General features: G+C 69.9%; 19 protein-coding genes and 1 tRNA gene. 9 read left to right on the plus strand and 11 right to left on the minus strand.

What is annotated here, in order from left to right:
• Window positions 1-96: 96 nt before the first annotated feature.
• Window positions 97-1,209 carry a peptide chain release factor 2 gene (prfB, locus tag NCG93_RS05280; RefSeq protein ID WP_194415087.1) on the minus strand — a complete coding sequence of 371 codons (1,113 nt, stop codon included), beginning with the start codon at window positions 1,207-1,209 and terminating at the stop codon, window positions 97-99.
• A gap of 25 nt (window positions 1,210-1,234) precedes the next feature.
• Between prfB and NCG93_RS05285 the strand changes: the two genes are divergently transcribed.
• Both NCG93_RS05285 and NCG93_RS05290 read left to right on the plus strand, forming a co-directional pair.
• Window positions 1,235-2,578: an MFS transporter gene (locus tag NCG93_RS05285; RefSeq protein ID WP_194415086.1), complete on the plus strand. Its 1,344-nt coding sequence runs from the start codon at window positions 1,235-1,237 to the stop codon at window positions 2,576-2,578.
• Complete coding sequence (locus NCG93_RS05290; protein WP_194415085.1) at window positions 2,575-2,919, plus strand: hypothetical protein; 345 nt, start codon at window positions 2,575-2,577, stop codon at window positions 2,917-2,919. Before NCG93_RS05285 ends, NCG93_RS05290 begins: the two co-directional genes overlap by 4 nt.
• Before the next feature lie 34 nt (window positions 2,920-2,953).
• On the opposite strand, the gene NCG93_RS05295 is transcribed toward NCG93_RS05290, so the two are convergent.
• Complete coding sequence (locus tag NCG93_RS05295; protein WP_206687810.1) at window positions 2,954-3,928, minus strand: MarR family transcriptional regulator; 975 nt, start codon at window positions 3,926-3,928, stop codon at window positions 2,954-2,956.
• Between the two features lie 121 nt (window positions 3,929-4,049).
• Here NCG93_RS05295 and NCG93_RS05300 point away from each other — a divergent pair, with 121 nt between their 5' ends.
• From NCG93_RS05300 to NCG93_RS05310, 3 genes are all read left to right on the plus strand, one after another.
• On the plus strand, window positions 4,050-7,892 hold the full coding sequence (locus tag NCG93_RS05300) for a S8 family serine peptidase (protein ID WP_194415084.1): 3,843 nt from the start codon (window positions 4,050-4,052) through the stop codon (window positions 7,890-7,892).
• A 210-nt stretch (window positions 7,893-8,102) separates the two neighbouring features.
• Window positions 8,103-11,192 carry an NPCBM/NEW2 domain-containing protein gene (locus NCG93_RS05305; RefSeq protein ID WP_194415083.1) on the plus strand — a complete coding sequence of 1,030 codons (3,090 nt, stop codon included), beginning with the start codon at window positions 8,103-8,105 and terminating at the stop codon, window positions 11,190-11,192.
• Window positions 11,193-11,305: 113 nt separating this feature from the next.
• Window positions 11,306-12,376: a LacI family DNA-binding transcriptional regulator gene (locus tag NCG93_RS05310; protein WP_194415082.1), complete on the plus strand. Its 1,071-nt coding sequence runs from the start codon at window positions 11,306-11,308 to the stop codon at window positions 12,374-12,376.
• Window positions 12,377-12,397: 21 nt separating this feature from the next.
• Here the strand turns inward: NCG93_RS05310 and NCG93_RS05315 are convergent, their stop codons facing one another.
• The 8 genes from NCG93_RS05315 to NCG93_RS05350 form a co-directional block, all read right to left on the minus strand.
• Window positions 12,398-13,087, minus strand: a complete 690-nt coding sequence (locus tag NCG93_RS05315; protein ID WP_252787454.1) for a serine protein kinase RIO — start codon at window positions 13,085-13,087, stop codon at window positions 12,398-12,400.
• A gap of 345 nt (window positions 13,088-13,432) precedes the next feature.
• Window positions 13,433-13,816: a pilus assembly protein TadG-related protein gene (locus tag NCG93_RS05320; protein WP_252787455.1), complete on the minus strand. Its 384-nt coding sequence runs from the start codon at window positions 13,814-13,816 to the stop codon at window positions 13,433-13,435.
• Between the two features lie 62 nt (window positions 13,817-13,878).
• Window positions 13,879-14,421, minus strand: coding sequence for a TadE/TadG family type IV pilus assembly protein (locus tag NCG93_RS05325; protein WP_241742173.1), 543 nt, complete (start codon window positions 14,419-14,421; stop codon window positions 13,879-13,881).
• On the minus strand, window positions 14,396-14,830 hold the full coding sequence (locus NCG93_RS05330) for a TadE/TadG family type IV pilus assembly protein (protein ID WP_194415080.1): 435 nt from the start codon (window positions 14,828-14,830) through the stop codon (window positions 14,396-14,398). Before NCG93_RS05330 ends, NCG93_RS05325 begins: the two co-directional genes overlap by 26 nt.
• 4 nt (window positions 14,831-14,834) lie before the next feature.
• Window positions 14,835-15,023: a hypothetical protein gene (locus tag NCG93_RS05335; protein WP_194415982.1), complete on the minus strand. Its 189-nt coding sequence runs from the start codon at window positions 15,021-15,023 to the stop codon at window positions 14,835-14,837.
• A 31-nt stretch (window positions 15,024-15,054) separates the two neighbouring features.
• Window positions 15,055-15,969, minus strand: coding sequence for a type II secretion system F family protein (locus tag NCG93_RS05340; protein WP_241742172.1), 915 nt, complete (start codon window positions 15,967-15,969; stop codon window positions 15,055-15,057).
• 11 nt (window positions 15,970-15,980) lie between these two features.
• Entirely contained in the window at window positions 15,981-16,841 is an 861-nt protein-coding gene (locus NCG93_RS05345; protein WP_194415078.1) for a type II secretion system F family protein, read from the minus strand.
• On the minus strand, window positions 16,838-17,986 hold the full coding sequence (locus NCG93_RS05350) for a TadA family conjugal transfer-associated ATPase (protein ID WP_194415077.1): 1,149 nt from the start codon (window positions 17,984-17,986) through the stop codon (window positions 16,838-16,840). Before NCG93_RS05350 ends, NCG93_RS05345 begins: the two co-directional genes overlap by 4 nt.
• Before the next feature lie 105 nt (window positions 17,987-18,091).
• Between NCG93_RS05350 and NCG93_RS05355 the strand changes: the two genes are divergently transcribed.
• The 3 genes from NCG93_RS05355 (at window position 18,092) to NCG93_RS05365 (ending at window position 19,287) form a co-directional block, all read left to right on the plus strand.
• Window positions 18,092-18,307 carry a PLDc N-terminal domain-containing protein gene (locus NCG93_RS05355; RefSeq protein WP_194415076.1) on the plus strand — a complete coding sequence of 72 codons (216 nt, stop codon included), beginning with the start codon at window positions 18,092-18,094 and terminating at the stop codon, window positions 18,305-18,307.
• 67 nt (window positions 18,308-18,374) lie between these two features.
• A tRNA-Leu gene (locus NCG93_RS05360) sits at window positions 18,375-18,456 on the plus strand.
• 45 nt (window positions 18,457-18,501) lie between these two features.
• Window positions 18,502-19,287 carry a DedA family protein gene (locus NCG93_RS05365; RefSeq protein WP_194415075.1) on the plus strand — a complete coding sequence of 262 codons (786 nt, stop codon included), beginning with the start codon at window positions 18,502-18,504 and terminating at the stop codon, window positions 19,285-19,287.
• 27 nt (window positions 19,288-19,314) lie between these two features.
• Here the strand turns inward: NCG93_RS05365 and ku are convergent, their stop codons facing one another.
• A complete protein-coding gene (ku, locus tag NCG93_RS05370; RefSeq protein ID WP_194415074.1) occupies window positions 19,315-20,241 on the minus strand; it encodes a non-homologous end joining protein Ku in 927 nt (308 codons plus the stop codon).
• A 68-nt stretch (window positions 20,242-20,309) separates the two neighbouring features.
• Between ku and NCG93_RS05375 the strand changes: the two genes are divergently transcribed.
• A complete protein-coding gene (locus NCG93_RS05375) occupies window positions 20,310-22,838 on the plus strand; it encodes an ATP-dependent DNA ligase (RefSeq protein WP_194415073.1) in 2,529 nt (842 codons plus the stop codon).
• The last annotated feature ends 25 nt before the right edge of the window (window positions 22,839-22,863 follow it).

Consider the following 22,863-nt stretch of genomic DNA (forward strand, 5'->3'; position numbering starts at 1 on the left):
CGTGTCCAGCGACACTCGCGGCCGCGGCATCCGTCCTTCGACGAGCTCAGTGACCGGAGACAGGGCCAGTCGTGTAAGCGTCGAGGACCGATCGGATCAGTCGTCGTCGTCCTTGCGCTTGCGCCAGCGGATGCCGGCGGAGATGAACCCGTCGAGGTCGCCGTCGAAGACGATCGCGGGGTTGCCCACCTCATAGCCGGTGCGGAGATCCTTCACCAGCTGCTGCCCGTAGAGGAAGTACGAGCGCATCTGGTCGCCCCAGCTCGCGGTGATCGTGCCGGCGAGCTCCTTCTTCTTCGCGGCCTCCTTCTCGCGCTGCAGCAGCAGCAGGCGGGTCTGCAGGACGCGCATGGCCGCGGCGCGGTTCTGGATCTGCGACTTCTCGTTCTGCATCGACACGACGATGCCCGACGGGATGTGCGTGAGCCGCACCGCCGAGTCCGTGGTGTTGACGGACTGGCCGCCTGGGCCCGACGAGCGGAACACGTCGACGCGCAGGTCTCCCTCGGGGATGTCGACCTCGACGGCCTCCTCCATCACCGGGATGACCTCGACCGCCGCGAACGAGGTCTGACGCTTGTCGGCGGAGCCGAACGGACTGATCCGTGCGAGGCGATGCGTGCCCGCCTCGACCGAGAGCGTGCCGTACGCGTACGGGGCGTCGATCTCGAACGTCGCCGACTTGATGCCGGCGCCCTCGGCGTAGGAGGTGTCCATGAGCTTCACGGAGTACTTGTGGCGCTCTGCCCAGCGCAAATACATGCGCAGCAGCATCTCGGCGAAGTCCGTGGCGTCGTCGCCGCCCGCGCCGGAGCGGATCGTGACGACCGCGGAGCGCTCGTCGTACTCGCCGTCGAGGAGCGTCTGCACCTCGAGCTGGCTGACGATGTCTTCGAGCTCGGCGATCTCGCGGCGCGCCTCCTCGGCGGCATCCTCGTCGTCCATCTCATTGGCGAGCTCCACGAGCACGTCGAGATCGTCGAGGCGCTGCTCGACGTCGGTGACGCGCTTGAGCTCGGACTGCCGGTGGCTGAGCGCGCTGGTGACCTTCTGCGCCTTCTCGACGTCGTCCCACAGATTGGGAGCGCCGGCCTCCTCGCTGAGTCGCGCGATGTCTTTCGTGAGTGCCTCGACGTCGACCACGGCCTTGATGTCGGCGAACGTGGAGCGCAGGGCCTGGATATCGGCGGAGGGATCGAAGTCGAGCATGACAGTCCAGACTAACGTGGAAGCGATGAGCGATCACGCCGACTCCGCCACCGCGCGGGACGTGCTGTGGCGGTTCGGCCCCATGGTCTACGGCCCCACCGTTCTCTTCGCGCTCGGCGAGGGCGCGGTCATTCCCTTGATCCCCGTCATCGCCGCGCAGCTCGGAGCGGATGTCGCCACCGCCGCCCTCGTGGCCTCGGCGCTCGTCGTCGGCCAGCTGTGCGGCAACATCCCCGCCGGCTGGGCCGTCGCGCGCATCGGCGAGCGGCTCACGATGGCGATCGCCGGACTGGTCTCGCTCGCCGGCATCGTGGGCATGGCGCTCGCGCCCTCGCTGGGCCTCTTCGCCATCGCGGTGTTCCTCATCGGCTTCTGCGCGGCGGCGTTCGGCCTCGCGCGCCACTCCTTCATGACGACGCGCGTGCCGCTGTCGTTCCGCGCCCGAGCGCTGTCACTGCTCGGCGGCACGTTCCGGCTGGGCATGTTCGTCGGGCCGTTCATCGCCGCGGGGCTCCTCGCCGTGTTCGGCGACGAGCACGCCACGATCTGGTTCTTCGGCGGATGCCTCGTGGCCACGGTGCTGCTGGTGGTCTTCGGTCCCGACCCGGAGAAGCAGTTCCTGGAGCCCTCCGACGAGGAGGACACCGAGGAGCAGGATGGCGTCGCTGCGGAGGACACCGGTGAGCCCGTCACCGGATCGATCCCGCTGCGCCGCACGCACGCGCAAGGATCGGCGACGACGCCGAGCACCGGATCGGATCCCGGCACCGGCGTGCTCCGGACGATGTGGCGCCACCGCCGCGTGCTCTCGACGCTCGGCCTGGCCGCGGCATCCCTCTCCGCCGTCCGCTCTGCGCGCCAGGTGGTGCTTCCGCTGTGGGGTGTGTCGCTCGGCCTCGACGCCCAGACCATCGCTCTCGTGGTCGGCATCTCGGGAGCGATCGACTTCGCGCTGTTCTACGCCAGCGGCCAGGTCATGGACCGCTTCGGCCGCCTGTGGGCCGCGCTTCCGGCCATGATCCTGATGGGCGCCGGATTCGTCGCCCTCGCCTTCACCCACGACCTTCCGCAGGCGGCGATGTGGTTCGCCATGTTCGCCGCCGTCCTCGGCGTCGGCAACGGGCTGTCGAGCGGCATCCTCCTCACGCTCGGCGCCGACGTCGCGCCGCGGTCCGACCCGGCGGCCTTCCTCGGCTCGTGGCGCACGCTCACCGACGCCGGCGGGGCGACCGCGCCGCTGATGGTCTCCGCCATCGCTGCCGTTGCATCGCTCTCCGTGGCGACCGGCGTCATGGGCGCGGTGGGACTCGTCGGTGCGCTCGCCTTCGTGCGCTGGGTACCGCGGTACGTGCCGCGGACGCGGCCATGACCGAGTCCACGCCCGACGTCGTGCGATTCTGCCGCAGCCGCAGCGCCGGCCGGCGCTGCACGCGCCCGCTCGCCCACGCGGGCCTGCACCGGCACCGCACCATCATGTGGACGGATGCCGGAGCCGACGCCGCGCACTGCCCGGGCTCCGGCGAGCGTGGTACCGCCGCGGCTCTGCTCGCCGACGGATTCCCCGATGGTCGCGCGCTGTGCCCCGTGTGTCATCGGTTCGTCGCGCTCGACGGCGACGGCCGGCTCGTCCCCCACGACGCTTCGGATGACGGCGAGACGGATGCGGAGGCCCGACGCCGTCGGGAGTGGTTCAACACCCACGGCTGGTAGCGACGCGCGGGGGCTGGTAGCGACGCGGCGGGGGTCAGACCCAGGCTCTGCGCACCGCCTCCGCACCCAGCTGCATGCGCGTGGTGACGCCGGCGGTGTCCATGAGGTCGGCGACCCGGCGTTGCACCGTCCGCAGCGAGATTCCGAGCTGTGCAGCGGCTGCGGCATCCGTCACTCCCAGCAGGAGCAGGCGGAGCAGATCGCGATCCACCTCCTCGGTCGTCGGCGTCGCAGCGATGGGTAGGAACTCGGTGGCGGCCCGCCAGTACTCCTCGAAGATCGAGGTCACAAGGTCGAGCAGACCGCTCGGGTGGATCAGGAGGGCGCCGAAGCCCTCGTCCTCATCCTGTGAGTGCATCGGCACGAGCGCCATCTGGTCGTCCGCGATGAACATGCGCGTCGGCAGGGTCGGCAGCACGCGGATCTCCTCGCCGATCTGCGCCATCTCCCGCGCAGCGGTGAGAAAGCCCGGGCGCTCCAGGACCGCGCTTTCGACGATCACGCGGTAGCGCACCCCTCGCGCGAGCGCACGGTCCTCCTCGATGTTGTCCTCGCCGCTCACCAGCGCGATCTCGTGCAGCACGAGTACGCGCACTTCATCGATCGAAGCGGCCTGCAGCTGCGCCACCCGCTGCCGCACCGCATCGTCGCCGATGACGACATCCACCACGTCGGCGACGCTGCGCTGTTCGACAGAGCGGCGGTACAGATCGCTCAGCTCGACGAGCGCCTCATGGGCGCGGGTGAGCCCTCGTTCTCGCTCGAGCAGCAGCGGCCGCAGAGAGATCGACGGCGGGGAGGCCACGAACCGATCACTGCTCGAGGCCTGGCGCGCGAGCAGCCCGAGACGCTCGAGCTCGACCACCATCGGCCGCACACGCGGCAGCGACATGCTGAGCGCCGCGGCGATCTCGGTCATCGAGGCCGACGGCTGCTGCAGCACGCACCGGTAGACGGCGGTGTGGGCCTCGTCCAGGCCGAGCGCATCGAGCACGGTGTTCTCCCCCATGCGCTCATCGTCACCCGCCGAGCGTGGCGGATGCAGGCCATGGCGTTTCTCCGCCACCCACTTTAGGCGAGCGGACGGCGAAGGTGGGGGGACACGGATCCCCACACCGAGAGGCTCGCGCATGTCACGAACCCAGCCCATCGGCCGCCGCCTGCGCCCGATCGTCGCCGCCACCAGCGGTCTGGCGATCGGTATCGCAGGCATCGGCCTCGCGACGATGCCGGCGGCGGCCACCCCCACGCCGCCCGCCGCACCCTCCGCTGGAGCCACGGCCGGCCAGGCACATACCGTCACCCTCATCACCGGCGATCGCGTCACGGTCACGGACATGTCGGACGGCACGCACACCGTGTCGGTCGACACGGCTGTCGAAGGTGCGGGCGTGCAGACGTACGAGGTGGGCGACGACCTGCACGTCGTGCCCCAGGGCGCGATGCCCTATCTCGCGTCGGGCGCCCTCGACGAGGACCTGTTCAACGTGTCGCTGCTGATCGAGTACGGCTACGACGACGCCTCGGTCGACGCCACCCCGGTCATCGTCGAGCAGGATGCCGCGGCCGCGCGCACCTTCTCGGCGCCGGTCCCCGGGCTGGAGGTCATCGCGCCGCTCGAGAGTGTCGGCGGCGCGGCCGCGACGCTCGGCCACGATGACGCCGCGGCCGCATGGCAGTCGCTCACCGCGCCGTCGGCCCGCGCGTTCTCGGCCACGCCGACGCTCGCCGACGGCATCGAGGCCATCCACCTCGACGGCAAGGTCCGCTCCACGCTCGACTCGAGCGTGCCCTACATCGACGCACCCGCGGCCTGGGCCCAGGGGTACACGGGCGAGGGCGTCACGGTCGCTGTGCTCGACACCGGCATCGACGACACCCACCCCGACCTGCAGGGCCACATCCTCGACGGCTCGAAGAGCTTCGTGCCCGGCGAGGAAGTCGCCTGGGATCCCAACGGCCACGGCACGCACGTCGCTTCGACGATCGCGGGCACCGGCGCCGCATCGGACGGCACCCACCGCGGCGTCGCCGACGGCGCCGACCTGCTGATCGGCAAGGTGCTCGGCTCCGACGGCTACGGCCAGGACTCGTGGATCATCGAGGCGATGGAGTGGGCGGGCCAGAACGCTCCCATCGTGTCGATGAGCCTGGGTTCGCAGTCGCCGTCCGACGGCAAGGACCTGATGGCCGAGTCGCTGAACCAGATCGCGGAGGAGACCGGCGCGCTGTTCGTGGTCGCCGCCGGCAACGCCGGCTCCCCCGAGACCATCGGGGCCCCGGGCTCCGCCGAGCAGGCATTCACCGTCGGATCCGTGGACGACCCGTCGGGCGAGCTCTCCTACTTCACGAGCCAGGGGCCGCTCTCGCGCTCGGGTGCTTTGAAGCCGAACGTCACCGGCCCCGGCAACGAGGTGACGGCGGCGCGTTCCGCCGACAGCGGCGGCGAGGGCTCGTACATCACCATGAGCGGCACCTCGATGGCCACCCCGCACGTGGCGGGCGCCGCAGCGATCCTGCTCGGCGCGGACCCCGAGCTCACGACCGCGCAGCTGAAGGCGGCGCTCGCGAGCACCGCGACCGACCTCGGCTACACGTCGTACCAGGGCGGCACGGGGGTCATCAACGTCGACGCCGCGCTCAACGCGCCCGTCGTCGCCTCCGGTTCGGGCGACTTCGGCATGCTGATGTGGGGCGAGGAGCCGACTCCCGTCGAGCGCACCGTCGAGTACACCAACCGCACCGATGCCGAGATCACCGTCGCCCTCGAGGCGACGCTGACCGACACGACGCCCGGTGGCGGCGAAGGCCCCGGTCCGCTCTCGGACGGGATCGCGTTCGACGCGCTGACGATCGACGCCGAGTCGGTGACGATCCCCGCCGGCGGCACCGCATCCGTCACGATGACGGTGGACCCCGCCAAGGTTCCCGCGGGCACCCAGCTGTCGGGCACGCTGACGGGCTCGGTGGACGGCGTGGCTGTGACGCGCACGGCGCTCGGCACGATCGCCGAGGCGGAGCGCTACGACCTCACGATCAAGGCCACCGGCTTCGACGGCGAGCCTGTCAGCGTCTACGCGATGCTGTGGGACGCCGCCGCGCAGTGGGCCGAGCCGATCCTCGTCGAAGGCGAGACGACGCTGCGCCTCATGAAGGGCGACTACACGGTGATGTCGTATATGGAGATCAATCGCAACGCCGACACCATGGCGACCGTGCTCACCGGCGACCCCAAGCTGACCCTCACGAAGGACGCGACGGTCGCCCTGGACGCACGCACGGCGAAGGAGGTCACGGTCGACGTCGGTCGTGACGACCTCGAACAGTCGTTCGGTCGCATGGACTTCCGCGCGGACGACTTCTCCGCGAGCGCGATCATGCCGGTGCTCATCGACGAGATGTGGGCGCAGCCCATGAAGGTCGACGACGCCGACTTCGCCCTTACGACGCGCTGGCGACTCTGGGAGCCGATGCTCTCCGTGACGGCGGGCAAGAAGCCCCTCGACGTGGTCCTGCAGGTCGGATCCACGTTCTTGGACGGTGAGATCAAAGCGGCCGCGGTGAACGCCGGCAGCGGCAGCGCCGACGAGTTCGCTGCGACCGACGTCAGGAACAAGGTCGCGGTCGTGACCCTCTCCGGCGAGGTCTCACCCGGGCAGGCCGCGGCGAACGCGGCTGCGGCCGGGGCCACGTTGATGATCCTCGTCAACGACGCCGACGGCGAGCTGAGCACGTGGGTCGGCTCGGACGACTTCACGACGGACGCCCCGATTGCGGTCGCCGCGATCAGCGGCGTCGAGGGCCGTCAGCTCCTGACCGACATGGCGAAGAAGAAGGTGACGGTGAGGGCCGTCGGCGACCCGTACCCCGACGTGGTCTACGACATCGCCCGTTACAGCGACGGCGAAATCCCGGCGAATCTCGCCTACGCGCCGAAGAAGCTGACGCGCATCGATACGACGTACCACGGCCAGAAAGAGCTCATGGGCGAATTCCGGTACGACTTCGTGCCGGGCGCCCAGTACGGCTCGGGTTACTTCATGCGCGCCGAGCGCGGCACCGTGCGCGAGGAATGGGTGAACACCCAGGATCTGCGCTGGAACCAGGGCGTCGGCGTCGAGTCCGTCCGCTGGGAGATGCGCGACATGCTGCGCGCCTACAAGCCGGGCAAGAAGCTCGAGGTCGAGTACTTCGGCGGCATCGTTCGCCCGTACGTCGCCACCGGCTACTGGGTTCCCTACCGCATCTCGGACTACGCGCAGGTGAACATCCCCAGCTGGGCCGACGGCGGCGACGCGGAGCACACCGGCAGCTTCGACACGTGGATCGAGCCCTCGACGGTGCACCAGACGGCCGACGTCTACATCGACGGTCAGCTGGTCAAGCAGGCGGATCACCAGGGTGTCAACGTGTATGACCTCCCGGACGGCGACCAGGAGTGGCGCGTGGTCAGCACCGCGACGCACGACGGGGCGCACCTCGAGGGATCGACCAAGACGGTCAGCGACTGGACCTTCCGCTCCGAGGGCAAGCTGGGCGACTGGACGAACCGGCTGCTGCCGATGATCCAGGCGTACTACGACGTCGACGTCAACGTCGACAACCTGGTGGGCGAGGGTCGCCGCAAGGGATCCGGCATCCCGCTCGGTCTCGAGCTCGGCCACGTCGCCGGCACCGCCCCCGCGGGCGCCATCACCGACGCGACGCTCGAAGCCCGCACCGCGGGAGGCGCCTGGGTGCCGGTCACGCTGAAGAAGGCCAAGACGGATGCCCCGACCGGCGCCGTCGAGGGCAACGGCGACGTGTTCGTCACCAGCCGCGCCTGGGTGAGCGGGTACTCCGCGCAGATCCCGGTGTCCGACAAGGGCGGCTGGGTCGACCTGCGGGTGACGGCGAAGGATGCCGCGGGCAACACGTTCTCGCAGGAGATCGAGCGCGCGTTCCAGGCGACGCCGGCCAGGGGCGTCCGCTAGTCCGATCACGTCACGGAGGGCCCCGGCGCACACGCGCCGGGGCCCTCCGTACTGTCCTTCCGCGGCGGTGAAGTCGTCAGTTATCGGGCGATGTTCAGTTGTGTTCAGTTCGATCGACTGAACACTCCGGCGCTGACACGATGACTGCGTCCCCGTCGATCCGGCGGCGGACCGTGAGATTCGAGGAGGAATCCCTTGCTGAGAAAACGGATGACGCTGCTCGCCGCGGCGACGATCGGCGCGCTCTGCCTCGCCGGCGCCCCGGCCACCGCGGTGGCGGCCGAGGACCTTGCCGGCGAGGTCCACTACGCCAGCGACCTGGAGTGGGCATCGGCCGAGAACGGCTGGGGTCCGGTCGAGCGCGACTACAGCAACGGCGCTAAGGCCGTGCCCGACACGACGCGGACGATTCAGTCGATCCGCGGCGTCCAGTACCCCAAAGGCCTCGGCACGCACGCGCCCGCACGCGTCGTGTACGACGTCTCGCAGCAGTGCACGCAACTGCTCGGCTATGTCGGCATCGATGACAGTCAGGCCGGCAAGGGCCGCGTCGACTTCGTCGTGAAGGTCGACGGCGCCGAGAGGTTCCGGATCGCCCGCAGCGGCGTCGATGCCGCAGGCCGCCTCAACCTCGACCTGCGCGGGGCCAGCACCGTCGAACTGATCGCCGAGCCCGGACCCGAGGGCAACGGCAACGACCACGCCGACTGGGCGGACCTGCGCATCAACTGCACCGACGAATACCTCGCGCAGCCGCTCACGATCATGCCCGACGACGTGGACCTGTCGCTGCTGGCCGCGGGCTCGCCGGTCGCCGTCACCATCGACGGCGCCAACCCGCGGGTTCCGGTGACCGTCGGCTTTGCCGGCACCGAGATCGTCGTCAACTCCGACGACAGCGGCCACGCCACCGCGTCGTTCGTCGTTCCGGCCGGCACCGCCGCCGGCGAATACCGGATCACCGCGCGCGCAGAGTCGCTCTTCGGCGCCGTGGCCGAAGGCGAGATCTCCGCGCACGTCGTGGCCGTCTCCGACACCGTGTACTTCGTCGACTGTTCGGCCTCCGCGGCCGGCGACGGCTCCGAGGCGACGCCTTTCCGCTCCCTCGAGGAGCTCGCGACCGTGCAACCGTTCCAGCCGGGCCAGTCCGTCCGTTTCCACCGCGGCACCGAATGCGTCGGCACTTTCGCGCCCACCGGTTCCGGCCTCGACGTCGCGCCGATCACCGTCTCGCCCTACGGCGACGGGGACGCGGCCGCCACGATCAACGGGGACGGCCGGCTCGCGGGCATCCATCTCCTCAATGTCAGCAACTGGACCGTCGACGGCATGCGCGTGATCAACCCGGGCACGCCCGACCAGCGTCGGGTCGGAATTCTCTACGAGATCAACGACGGCACCAAGCGCAGTGGCGTGGTGCTGACGCGCAACCACGTCGAGAACGTCGCAGGGTGGTCCGACAAGACCACGCTCGGAAACGCGTTCTCGCGCTCGGCGGGGATCTCGGTGCTCGGAGACGGCATCGGCTGGTTCGACGGCATCACCGTCACCGACAACGTCGTCAACGACACGGCCGCCGGCGGCATCAAGCTCTCGGCGCCCGACACCACGAAGCACTACAACACGGACGTGTACGTCGCCCGCAACGACATCCGCGCCGTGGGCGGCGACGGCATCGTGATCCACAATTCCGACAAGCCGGTCATCGAGTACAACTCGGCGATCGACCTCGGACACGGCGAGTATCCCTTCCTCAAGGGGAACTTCGCGGGCATGTGGCCGTACAACTCCGTCGATCCGCTGTTCCAGTACAACGTGGTGGGCAACAGCGTGGGCTCGACCTACGACTCCACCGCCTGGGACTGCGACATGAAGATCAAGGGCAGCTGCACCTTCCAGTACAACTACTCGTACGGCAACGCCGGCGGCTTCTACCTGGACTGCATCGCGGGCTGCGGAACCGCATCCACCACGGCCAACGCCATCCTTCGCTACAACGTGTCGCAGGACGACTGCCGGCTCGGTGGGGCGAGCGGCGGACCGGGACTGCACCTCATCTACAACAACACGTTCTCGTGCCTGAACCGGCCGTTCGAGGACGACATGACCGCACCGCGGCAGATGAAGAACAACATCATCATCGCTCAGGGCGGCACTCTGAAGACGACGAACGGGGTGTACGCGAACAACGCGTACTTCGGCGGCATCCAGCCTCCCGCTTCGGAAACGGATCCGGTCGTCGGCGACCCGCAGCTCATCGCCGCCGGCAGCGGCCAGCAGACGCGGGCGCTGCCCGGCTATCAGCTCGCCGTCGGGTCGCCCCTACTCGGTGCCGGCACGCCGATCGCGGATGCCGGTGAGCGCGACTTCTTCGGCAACGCGGTGCCTGCCACACCAAATATCGGCGCATATCAGGGCGCCGGTATCGAGGTCACCCCGCTGCCGTTCGCGGCACTGGTGAATCAGACGGCAGTGGCGTCCACGGCGAATCCGCGCAATGGGGCCATCACCACCGACTTCCGCGTGTTCTCTGCCGAGGCAATGGCGGATGCCGGTATCACGGTCGGTGAGAAGGTGACAGCGTTCGGGCACCCGCTCGACTGGCATCCGACGGCGGTCGGCACCCCCGATGCGATCAAGGCAGCCGGTCAGCAGGTGTCGTTGACGGGCGAAGGCGATGAGCTCATCATTGCGGGCTTCTCGACCGGCACCGCCTCTGCGGGGGTCGCGACGGTCCACTACCAGGACGGGTCGAGCGAGCAGGTGCAGCTCTCGCTTCCGCTCTGGAGCGACGCGTCGACGGATGCCGCCGACACGGCGCTGCTCGGCGGCGCAGCCACCTTCCTGCAGCGGACGCGGCCCTACCTGGGCGGAACGATCTCGACCGTGACGGCGCCGGCCTCGGTGTTCGCGCAGCGGATCCCGCTGTCGGGCAAACCGGTGGCCGGTGTGACGCTCCCCGAGGGCAGCCCGGTGACCGGTGAAGGCCTCAGCCTGCTCGCGATCGAGCTGGCGGGAAGCGCCGTGCCGACCTCGGTGGGCGTGCTCACCGAGTGCCGCGGTCCGAACGCGTGGGTGCACGTCGCCACCGTGAACGACCACGATGCGCGGGTGGCCATCGCGGTCGCCACGGAGCTCGGCGACGACGTCAGGGCGAACGTCGACCCGGGCAAGCAGGTCCGCTCGTCGTTCAAGATCAACGGTGAGCTCGTCGACGGCGAGGTGACGGTGGTGGCGACGACTGACGGCGGCGCACGGACCACCACGACGGTGCCCTACACGGGGATCGACTGCCGCTGAGCCTCGGCTCCGAAGCGGGGGCGGCGCAGGCGCCGTCCCCGCTTCGCCTTCCGCCCGGAGGGCGGCCGAACGCCCTCGCGCATGCTGGACACGAAGAGACTATGGTGAGCCCGATGATCGCCGAGGAACGCCGCGAACGCATACTGCGGGAGATCGTGCTGCGCGGCCGCATCGAGGTGACGGACTTCGCGGAGCGCGCCGGACTGACTGGCATGACCATCCGCAGAGACCTGTCGGTGCTGGCCGAGCGAGGCCTCGTCCGCCGGGTGCACGGCGGCGCCGTGCTCCCCGAAGCCGCCGACGCGCCGGCTGTCGGTGCACGCGGCATCGGCACGTCATCACGACCGGTCGCCACGATCGGCCTGATCGTGCCGGATGCCGCCTACTACTTTCCGCCCGTCATCCGTGGCGTGAGCGGGGCAGCCCACGGCGCCGGCATCCGGATCGTTCTCGGCACGACCAACTACGACCCGCGCGAAGAGATCCACCAGCTGGCACGACTGGACGCGGGAGGTGCGGACGCGATCATGCTGGTCACCGCTCGCCCCGGAATCGACGACGACATGACGTGGCAGGCGATCGCCGGCGTCCGCACGCCCGTCGTGCTCATCGAACGCTCGCCCGACGGTGCTCCGACAACGCTGCGGGTCGATTCGGTGCGCTCGGATCACGGGTTCGGCGCGGAACTCGCGGTCGATCATCTCTTCGAACGAGGACACCGCGGCGTCGGCCTCCTCCTGCGCGAGACGGCGACGGCGCCCTGGATCGCTCGCGGGCATGCACGCGCCATCCGACGCCGTCAGATGATGCCGGGGCCGATCGTCACCGCCCCCTCGCCGCGATGGGGCGACGGCTCCACCTCGGACGTGCTGAGGGAGTTCCTGGACGACTGCCTGGCGGCAGGGATCCGCTCAGCCATCGTTCTGCCGGACGACCTCGCCGTGGGACTGCTCGGCATCGCGGAAGGTCGGGGGCTCCGGGTTCCCGAAGACTTCGCGATCGTCGCGTACGACGACGAGATCGCATCGTTCGCCACGGTTCCGCTCACGGCGATCGCGCCGCCCAAACTGGCTGTCGGCCGCCGTGCACTGGAGACCTGCCTGATGCGCTTGGAGCAGCGAGACCAGGCACCGGCCCAGCACGTCCAGCTGACGCCGACGATCAACGTGCGCGCGTCGACCTGACACTCCCGAAACCCGGCGGGCTCACCACAGCATCCCGAGCAGGTGAGCGAACACCTCCTCAGGATCGTTCTCGAGCCCCCGCCGTGCGAACCACGTCGAGACGTTGACGACGTCGCGATGGAGGAAGTCGAGCCCCTGCGGGTTCGCGGCGACGTCGACGATCTGGGGCAGGTCGATCACGACGATGCGCCCCTGGTGGTCCAGCAGGTTGTAGGGCGACAGATCGCCGTGCGCGTACCCGGCCCCCGCGAACGCCTCGAGGATACCGACGACTTGGGCGAAGGCATCCCGCAGGTGCTCGCCGTGCAGCCTGCTCTGCGCGAGCCGCGGCGCGGCGGCTCGTCCGTCGCCGACGAACTCCATGAGCACCTCGGTGTCGCTCACCTGCACCGGATACGGGACGGGAACGCCGGCCTGCCAGGCACGGCACAGCGCCTCGAACTCGCTGTGCGCCCAGTGCCCGGCGGCGACAGATCGGCCATGCGCCGACTTGCGGCCCACCGCGCGGGCATCGCGGGTGTTCCGCATCGTGCGGCCCTCTTCGTAGCTGCCTGAGCGGTGGAAGTCGCTGTGATGGGTGTTGCGGTATCGCTTCGCGGCGAGCAGCACGCCGGCAGTACCGGGCACGGCGCGCTCGATCAGATGCACGTCGGCCTCCTTGCCGGTCTTGACGATGCCGAGCTCGGTGTCGAAGGCCGCCGAAGCGGTCACGAGCCAGTGAGGGTGCGGCAATGGACCGCGTTGGGTGGGAGATGAGGCCGGCCACGTCGACCAGCGCTGGTCGGCGCCGGGCTCGAGCTCGGGCGGAAGGAGAGATGCGGACGCGTCGAGGCGCACGGATGACATGGGATGGACACTCCAGGATGGGAGGCCACCGGATCAATGGGTACGGGCGACCTCGAGGGAAGGGGACGGGACACAGGGCGTGACGAAGACAGCCATCGTGGTCCTCCTTCCGGTCAGGGTGCCGTGGCACCGATTCGCTTCACTGTAGCGGAGGGTGGGATCGCCATGCCAGGTGCCGCCAGACGGTGGGCGAACCGGCGGGGGCGCGCGTCAGCGCAGCGCGGTGCGGCTCGTCGCCGTCGATTCCAGCGCTACGCCGTCGGGAACGAAGATGGTGACGATGGGCGGATGCCACTGCCCGGCGACCGTGACCCGCGCCGAGACGCCGTCAGGGCTCGTCGCTGCGACGAGGTGCGCCCTTTCTCCGATCGATTCGACCATCGCATCGGCTTCGCGGCGCACGCGGGCGTCGGTCAGCGTGGCAACGGGCTCTCCGCCGACGATCGACAGCTCGAAGCCGTCCGCCGCGGCGAGGGCCGCGGCATCCGCCACCGCATCGAGCTGCTTCTGTGCGAGGTACAGGCTGGTCGCCGCGGTGCACACCAGGATCACGGCGATCGCAAGCACCGCGTAGCCGAGCGTGAGGATCAGCACGCTGCCCTCGTCATCAGTCCCCGCCGGCGTCTCTGCGCGGGTCCACCACCGCAGCCGCGCCCTCACTGCTCGCTCCAGAACCGCGATACCTTGTGGGCGCCCGTCGCCTCGATCGGGATCGCGGCGATCTGCTCGAGGCCGAGAACCGGCGGTACGAGCGGCAGGGACACCGCGGTGCGGACGGTGATGCGCAACGTCGCGCCGGCCCGCGGGCAGGAGGCCCCCGAAGGGGTGCAGTCGATCGAGAGGTCGACGTCCTCGAGACCGTACTCCGCCGCGACGGCAGCCAGCACGGCATCGGCACGGTCGCGGGCTTCGTCGGCGCCGGTCGCCGTCGACACCGCGCGCGCGATGTGCCGCGCCGCCGCCTCTGCGCCCAGGCTCTGCCCCTGGATGAGCCCCAGCGAGACGATGAGGTACACCAGCGGCACCAGCATCAGCAGGCCTACCAGAATGAACTCGAGCGCCGCAGAACCGCGGTCGGTGTCATCGCGCCCAGTGCCATCGTCATCGGGGTCTCGCCCATCGGAGGCTGCCGCCACACCACGCTCGCCCGTCTCCTTGGGGCGGGCCGCGGGTTCAGTCGAACGACTCGACGGGCGCATGCGCCGTCACCTCCAGCGTGCGGGGAGCGCCGAGCAGACCTACCAGCGGAAGCGTTGCCACAACCCGCACCTCGACGCTCTCCTGACCGAGCGAAGACGTCTCCCGCACGCTGACGTCGGTCGCGTACCCGACCCCGATCGTGCGGGTGACGATCTCGCGTGTGCGCTGCGCCCCGTCCGCGAGCGTCGTGTCGGCAAGAGCAGCGTGATACGCGCCCTCGACGGCCGCGTCGTGCACGACGTTGCGCACGTACACCGCGAGGCCGAACTGCAGCACGCCCAGGGTGAGCACCGTGAGCAGTGCGCCGACGAGCACGAACTCGACGGGGCTCGCACCCGCGTCATCGCGAAGGTCGCGGACGAGCCGGGCACGCAGACCCGACGTCGCGCGGCTCGCGATGACGCGCATGACCTCAAAGCCCGGAGACGCGGCTGATCGCCTGCTCGAACAGGTCCGCGAGCGCCGGTCCAGCCATCGCCCAGATCACGACGACCAGTCCGGCCGTCATCAGCGTGATCAGGACCCAGCCGGGCACGTCACCCTGTTCGTCCTCCGCGAGGTCGTCCCAGGCCCGGGACAGCCGAGCTGTGAAGCGCTGCATCGGTTTACTCATCATTTCTCCTTCCGGCCGTTCAGCCGAGTCCGAGTCGAAGCATGAAGATGCCGGGGAACACCGCGAACAGCACGCTCAACGGCAGGATCAAGAAGACGAGCGGGAAGAGCATGTAGATCTCCTTCCGCCCCGCGCGTTCGATGAGGGTGCGCTTGGCGTCCTCTCGCGCATCGAGCGCCTGCGCCTGCAGCACGTGTGCGAGCGGCGCGCCGCGCTCGATCGCCGCGACGAGCTGATCGATCGAACGGGTCAGCGCAGGGATCTCGAGACCGGCCGCGAGGCGGGTGAGAGATTCGGACAGCGGTGAACCCGTGCCGACGGCGATGACCACGCCCTTCAGCTCTGTGGTGAGCTCCCCTGCGCCGACCTCGCTCACGCGCCGCAGCGAGTCGAGAATGCCTTCGCCGGCCGACAGGCACAGCGCGAGGAACTCGAGGACCGTCGGCAGTTCCTCCTCGATGCGCACCGCACGGGCCTTCGCGGCATGGGTGAGCCACGCGTCGTAGGCCAGCCCGGCTGCGACCGCCGCGACCGGCGGCAGCAGCCCGAGCACCGGCGATCCGCGCCCGGTGAGCACGAGGACGACGACCACGCACCCGCCTGCGCCGAGGCCCACGATGGCCCACCCGAGCTGACGGCTGCGGAATCTCGCGGCATCGATCGTCCACGCGGCACGGTGCAGGCGCCGGGTCAGCACCGCATCGCCGCCGGCGATGCGGGCGAACCGGCCGCGCGCCACCGCCGACCAGCCGAAGGGTGCTCCCCCGCCGACTGCCGCCACGTCGAGCCCACGCGGGTCGGTGACGTCACGGATGTACGGCGCGATGCGGCGCGCCAAGCTCGGCGCGCCCCAACGCGGCGCGAGCGAGATCAGCAGGCATACCCCGACACCGAGCGCCGTGCCGAGCACGACGGCGAAGGCGAGGTCGCTCATACCGGTGACGATCATCCGAACCACCGCCGAGGCTCGGGCAGGCGGCCGAGTCGGATCATCAGCCGGTAGGCGACCACCGAGACGGCAGCCCCGACGAGGATGAGTGCGATGCCCCCGGGGCTGCCGTACGCCCGCGCGCCCTCGGGGCGCATCGCGAGCAGCGCGAGGATGACCCACGGCGCGACCACTCCGAGCACCGCCGCGCCGCGGATCCACGACTGTCGCGATTCCACCTCGGCTCGCAGCGCGGCATCTGCGCGCACCGATGTGGCGAGCGCACGCAGCACCGAGGTGAGTTCCGTGCCACCCACCTGGCGCGCCATCCGCAGCGTCTCGACGATGCGATCGGCCACCGGGTCCGCCAGGCCGGTCTTGAGGCGCTGGATGCTCGAGTCGAAGTGACCCGATGCCGCCATGTCGCGTGCGAACCCGGCGAAGGCCGGCCGCAGCTCGGCGGGTGCGGAGTCGCCGAGGCTTGCGACGGCGTCGGGAAGCGACATGCCCGCCCGCACCGAGGCGATGAGCAGGTCGCAGACATCCGGCCAGAGTCCACGTCGGGTGCGCAGCAGCTTCGAACGGCGGGCGCGCAGCGCGGCAAAGGGCGCGAGCCCGCCGGCGACGGCCGCCACCAGTGCGAGAGCGGCGACGGGCGCGATGAGCCACGCGATCGCAGCAGCGACCACGGCGCAGACGATTGCGACGACCAGCAGGGACGCGACCGACACGCGGGACAGCCCGGCGTCTTCGAGCAGCCGGGCGATCCGCCCCCGGCGCACCGTTTCGGTGCGCTTGCGGGACCCTGCGGGCCACAGCCAGGGCGACGCCACGAGGAGCAGCCCGGCCGCCAGCACGGCGCCCCACACGAAGGTCACCGCTCATCCGCCCGGTACAGGGTGCGTGCGGTGACCACGCCCTCCGCCACGCCGGTCGGTGCGACGATCTCGACGACCCGTCGAGCGCCCGAGGCGTCGCGTTCGCAGTGTGCGACGAGCTGGACGGATGCCGCGACCGCAGGCAGGACGAAACTCGCGTCGATGTTGCGCCCCGCGAGGAGAGGCAGTGCGGCGAGCTTGCCGAGGGCCTCCCGCGCGGAGTTGGCGTGGATGGTCGCGGCGCCCGGGACACCCGTGTTGAGCGCCAGCAGGAGATCGAGGGCTTCAGCGTCGCGCACCTCTCCGATCACCAGACGGTCGGGGCGCATGCGCAGGGCTTCTTTCACGAGCCGTCGGAGTGTGACTTCGCCGGTGCCTTCCAGACTGGGCTGGCGCCCCTGCAGCGAGACGAGGTCGGGCGCCGCGACCGCGAGCTCGAACGTCTCCTCCACCGTCACGATGCGGTGCTCGGGCGGGCACGCGGCGATGAGCGCACCCAGCAGCGTCGTCTTGCCCGCATGCGTCGCACCCGAGACCAGCACCGACCGTCCGGCGATCATGGCGTCGCGGAGAAGGGTCGCGGCTTCCGGCGCGATCGAGCCCGCCGCGACCAGCCGGCCGAGGTCGCGGTACGCGGGAAGGAACTTGCGGATGTTGACGGCCCAGTGCCGTCGCGTGATGTCGGGGATGACGACGTGCAGCCGACTGCCATCGGGAAGGGAGGCGTCGACGAACGGCTGACTCAGATCGACCCGGCGGCCGCTGGATTGCAGCATCCGTTCCACCAGATCCCGCACGGCGGTGTCGGTGAGCATGAGCGGCACCCGCTCGGCGACGCCCCCGCGCGCCACGAAGATGCGGTCGGGGGCGTTGATCCACACCTCTTCGACGGTCGGGTCGTCGAGGTACGCCTGCAGCGGGCCGAACCCCGCCACGGCAGCGAGGACTTCCCGCACACACGCCGACTCATCGTCGACCGGTGCCATGCCGCGCGCCAGGGCGAAGTCGTTGTGGCGACGCACCTCGGCGCGGGCGACCTGGGCCGCGAACTCGGGGTCGCGCGTGGGATCCGACCGCTCGGCGCGGAGCCTCTCTCGCACGCGCTCCGCCACGAGACTCGCGACGGGAGCGGCGGGAGAGGTCACGTCAGCATCCTCGCAATTCGTCCCGGAGCCGGCCGAAAGTTATCCACAGGTGCGGCCCACGCCTCCGCGCGGCAGGATGGAGACACCGACGAAAGGACGACGAAGATGACCAAGATGACGAAGACGGAGCTGGCTCCGGCAGCGAAAGCCGGGCTCGGCATCCTCGGTATCGTGCAGGTCGCGTTCGCCTTCCTGGCATTCTGGGACCTCGCCAACCGCGACACCGATGAGGTGCGCGGACCCAAGGCCGCGTGGGTCCCGGCGATCCTCGTGAACTGGGTCGGGCCGGCGAGCTACTTCCTGTTCGGCATCCGCCGCTGATCGCCCTCGGAACGGGGGCCAGCCCCACAGCCGACGCTCATTCCCCTCAGTAGACTGAGAGCCTCTCGCGGGAGTGGTGAAATCGGCAGACACGCAGGATTTAGGTTCCTGTGCCTTCGGGCGTGTGGGTTCAAGTCCCACCTTCCGCACGCGAGATCTCGCATCCTCCGCCGACTGACGACGGGACATCCATCGTGCACGCAGTTCCCTCCGCGCTGATCCCCTGGCTGGATCCGGCCGCCATCATCGAATGGGCGGGCCCCTGGGCGCTCGTCGCCGTGTGCTTCATCATCTTCGCCGAGACAGGGCTCCTCATCGGGTTCCTGCTCCCCGGCGACACACTGCTGGTCATCTCCGGCCTGCTGTCGCACCCGCAGTCGTATGCGCCGAACGGCGTGTTCGGCATCAGCGTCTGGTGGGTGGCGCTGCTGATCGGCCTCGCCGCGTTCCTGGGCGGTGAAGTCGGCTATTACATCGGCCACAAGGGCGGCCCCGCGGTCTTCGAGAAGAAGGAATCCGGGCTGTTCAGCGTCAAGAACGTGGAGCGCACGAACGCGTTCTTCGAGCGGTTCGGCGGGCTGACCATCATCCTGGCCCGCTTCGTTCCGATCGTGCGCACGTTCGCCCCGGTCGCGGCGGGCGTCGGCCACATGAACAAGTGGAAGTACACGCTCTACAACCTCATCGGCGCGGTGCTGTGGGGCTTCGGTCTCACGATGTTCGGCTACGTCATCGGCTTCATCCCGCCGGTAGCCAGGTTCGTGGAGAACTACATCGACCTGATCCTGCTCGCCGCCGTCGGCGGCACGGCCATCGTGACGCTGTGGCACTACTTCCGCGAGCGCAGCAAGGCGAAGAAGGCGGCCGCCGCGGGCGAAGACGTCGTCACGGACCACTCGGAGGCCGAGGCGTTGGTACTGGATCCCGAGGTGTTCGACCGCGGACCCGAGCACCACGAGGATGGCGCGCCGCGCGCCTGACCGGACGCCGGCTGGCGCGTCGGACCGTCAGGAGGCCTTCTTCTTGGCGGCGGGCTTCTTGGCGGTCGACTTCGCCGCGGGCTTCTTGGCGGATGCCTTGGCCGCGGGCTTGTCGTCGGCTGCGGCATCCTTCTTCCCTGACGATCCCTTCGCGCCGCCTTCGCGAGCCGCACGCGACTTCTCGACGCTCGCGCGCAGGGCCGCCATCAGGTCGATGACCTCGCCGCCGGCCTCTTCCTCCTCCTGGTCGCCGAACGTCTCGGAGGTGTCGAGCGCGTCGCCCTGCTCCAGCTTCGCCTCGATCAGGGTGCGCAGCTCCTGCTGGTACTCGTCGGTGAACTCCTCGGGGTCGAAGTCGCTCGAGAAGCTCTCGACGAGGGATGCCGACAGCTCGAGCTCCTTCGCCGAGATGCGGACGCTCTCATCCAGCGCCGGGAACGCGGCCTCTCGCACCTCATCGGCCCACAGCAGCGTCTGGAGCACCAGCACGTCGCCGCGCACGCGCAGCGCGGCCAGTCTCGTCTTCTGCCGCAGCGAGAAGCGGACGATCGCGGTGCGGTCGGTCTGCTCGAGCGTCCTGCGCAGCAGCACGTACGCCTTCGGAGAGCTGGAGTCCGGCTCGAGGTAATAGGCGCGATCGAGAGTCAGCAGATCGATCTGCTCGCTCGGCACGAACTCGACGACGTCGATCTCGCGACTCTTCTCGGCGGGGAGCGCGGCCAGATCGTCCTTGGTGAGCACGACGGTCTTGTCGCCGTCGTCGTACGCCTTGTCGATATCGGAGAACGGCACGACCTCGCCGTCGATCTCGCACACCCGCTGGTAGCGGATGCGGCCGCCGTCCTTGTTGTGCACCTGATGCAGCGACACGTCATGGTCCTCGGTCGCCGAGTACACCTTCACCGGCACGTTGACGAGCCCGAACGTCAGTGCACCCTTCCAGATCGCCCTCATCCCACCAGTGAACACCAGTGCGCCGACACCGGGCCACCCCTTGTGCCCGTCGCCGATACTCTGTCCGCATGGCGGGCGACGAGCAGCTGGTGCGCATCGGCGGTCGACGCCTGCGGATCACCAACCTCGACAAGGTGCTCTATCCCGAGACCGGCACCACCAAGGGCGAGGTCATCGACTACTACTCGCGCATCGGCGAGGTGCTGATCCCCCATGTGATCGGTCGTCCCGTGACGCGCAAGCGATGGCCCGACGGGGTGGGCACGGAGAAGGATCCCGGCATGGTCTTCTTCGCGAAGGACCTCGAGCGCGGCGCGCCCTCCTGGGTGAGACGGATGCCGATCCCCCACTCGACCGGGACCAAAGAGTATCCGCTGGTCGGCGACATCCCCACGCTCGTCTACCTGGCGCAGGTCGCCAGCCTGGAGCTCCACGTGCCGCAGTGGCGCTTCGCACCGGACGGCGGTCGGGGGCCGGCCGACCGCCTCGTGCTCGACCTGGATCCCGGTCCCGGCGTCGGCCTGCAGGAGTGCGCGGTCGTCGCGGGCTGGGCTCGCGACATCCTTCTCGGCATGGGGCTGGAGCCGTACCCGGTGACGAGCGGCAGCAAGGGCATCCATCTCTACACCGCGCTGCCGCACGGCCAGTCGACCGAGCAGGCGTCCGCGCTCGCGAACGAGCTCGCCCGGGCGATCGAGGCCGACCACCGCGACCTCGTCGTCAGCAGCATGAAGAAGAGCGAGCGCCACGGCAAGGTGCTCATCGACTGGAGCCAGAACAACGGGTCGAAGACGACGATCGCCCCGTACTCGTTGCGCGGTCGCGCACACCCCACCGTCGCCGCACCCCGCGGGTGGGACGAGCTCGACGATCCGCACCTGCGCCACCTCACATTCACGGAGGTCCTCGAGCGAATGGAGACGATCGGCGACCCGATGGCGGCACTCGGCTTCCACGCCGGCGGACGCGAAGCGGAGTCCGGTCCGCTGTCGGCCTACATCTCCAAGCGCAGCGCGCAGCGCACCCCCGAGCCCGTTCCGGCCAACCCGCTCGGCGCGACCCCGTCAGGCGAGCGGCCGCGCTTCGTGATCCAGGAGCACCACGCGAGCCGGCTGCACTGGGACTTCCGGCTCGAGCATGACGGCGTGCTCGTGAGCTGGGCGGTCCCCCGAGGCGTCCCGCACTCCTACAAGCGGAACAACCTCGCCGTCATGACCGAGGACCACCCGATGGAGTACGGCACCTTCGAAGGCACGATCCCGGCGGGCGAGTACGGCGGCGGCACCGTGACGATCTGGGACGACGGCCGGTACGACCTCGAGAAGTGGCGCGACGACGAGATCATCGCGACCCTCGAGGGGCGCCCGGGCGGACCGCTGGGACGCGTGCGCCTCGCGCTCATCCGCACCGAGGGCGAGGGCGAGAAGTCGAGCTGGCTGCTGCACCGGATGAAGACGGATGCCGAGGGCCGGCCGCAGCCGGACGGCATCGTCGTCGAAGCCACGCCGCAGGCCGACGAGGAGCGCCCCCAGCGGCGCGCTGCGGACCCTCCTGCTGCCGGGGGAACGCCTGAACCCGCCGAGGCTGACTCCGCGGCCGGTTCGTCGCGGCCGCTCCCCCAGGCCGAGGAGCTGCGCCCGATGCTGTCGACGACCGCCACCCCCGCCGCCGCACGCGCCGCGTCGGAGCGGTGGGGTGAGCCCGCATGGGTCGAGATGAAGTGGGACGGCATCCGCGCCGTCGGCGTGTGGGACGGCCATCGGCTGCGTCTCTTCGCACGCAGCGGCAACGAGGTGACCCATCGCTATCCCGAGCTGACGGCGGTCGACGCCGGCCTCGGCGACGAACCCGCAGTGCTCGATGGCGAGCTGGTCGCGCTCGAGCCCGACGGGCGGCCGAGCTTCCCGCTGCTGCAGACCCGCATGAACCTCGAGCGCGCGGGCGACATCGCCCGCGAAGTCCGGCGGACGCCAGTGCACTACTACCTCTTCGATGTGTTGTCGCACGACGGAGACGATCTTGCCGACCTTCCGCTGCGAGAGCGGCGCGATGTCCTCGAAGCGGTGACGACCGCAACCGTCGACGCGATCGCGGTTCCCCCGGTGTTCGACGACGTGGACGCGGCGCTCGACACGAGCGTCCAGCTGAGGCTCGAGGGGATCGTCGTCAAGGATCCGGGTTCGCGGTACGTGCGCGGAGGCCGGTCCGAGGCGTGGCTGAAGGTGAAGATCACCCGCACGCAGGAGGTCGTGATCGCCGGCATCCGCCCAGGCAAGGGCGGCCGCAGCAACACCTTCGGATCCTTGCTGCTCGGCATCCCCGACGAAGCGGGTCTTCGTTACGCGGGGCGCGTCGGATCGGGCTTCAGCGACTCGACCCTCGCCACGCTCATGAAGAAGCTGCTGCCGCTGCGCACCGACGCCAATCCACTGGTCGGCGTGCCACCCCTGGACGCACGCGACGCGCTGTGGGTGCGCCCGGAGCTCGTGGGCGAGGTCGAGTACGGCGAGTTCACGCCCGCCGGCATCATGCGCCATCCGCGCTGGCGCGGCCTGCGCCCCGACAAGAGGCCGGACGAGGTGCGCCGGGAGGACTGACCCGCCCCGCGGACTGACCAGCTGC

The organism is Microbacterium yannicii, assembly GCF_024055635.1.
Taxonomy (GTDB): domain Bacteria; phylum Actinomycetota; class Actinomycetes; order Actinomycetales; family Microbacteriaceae; genus Microbacterium; species Microbacterium yannicii.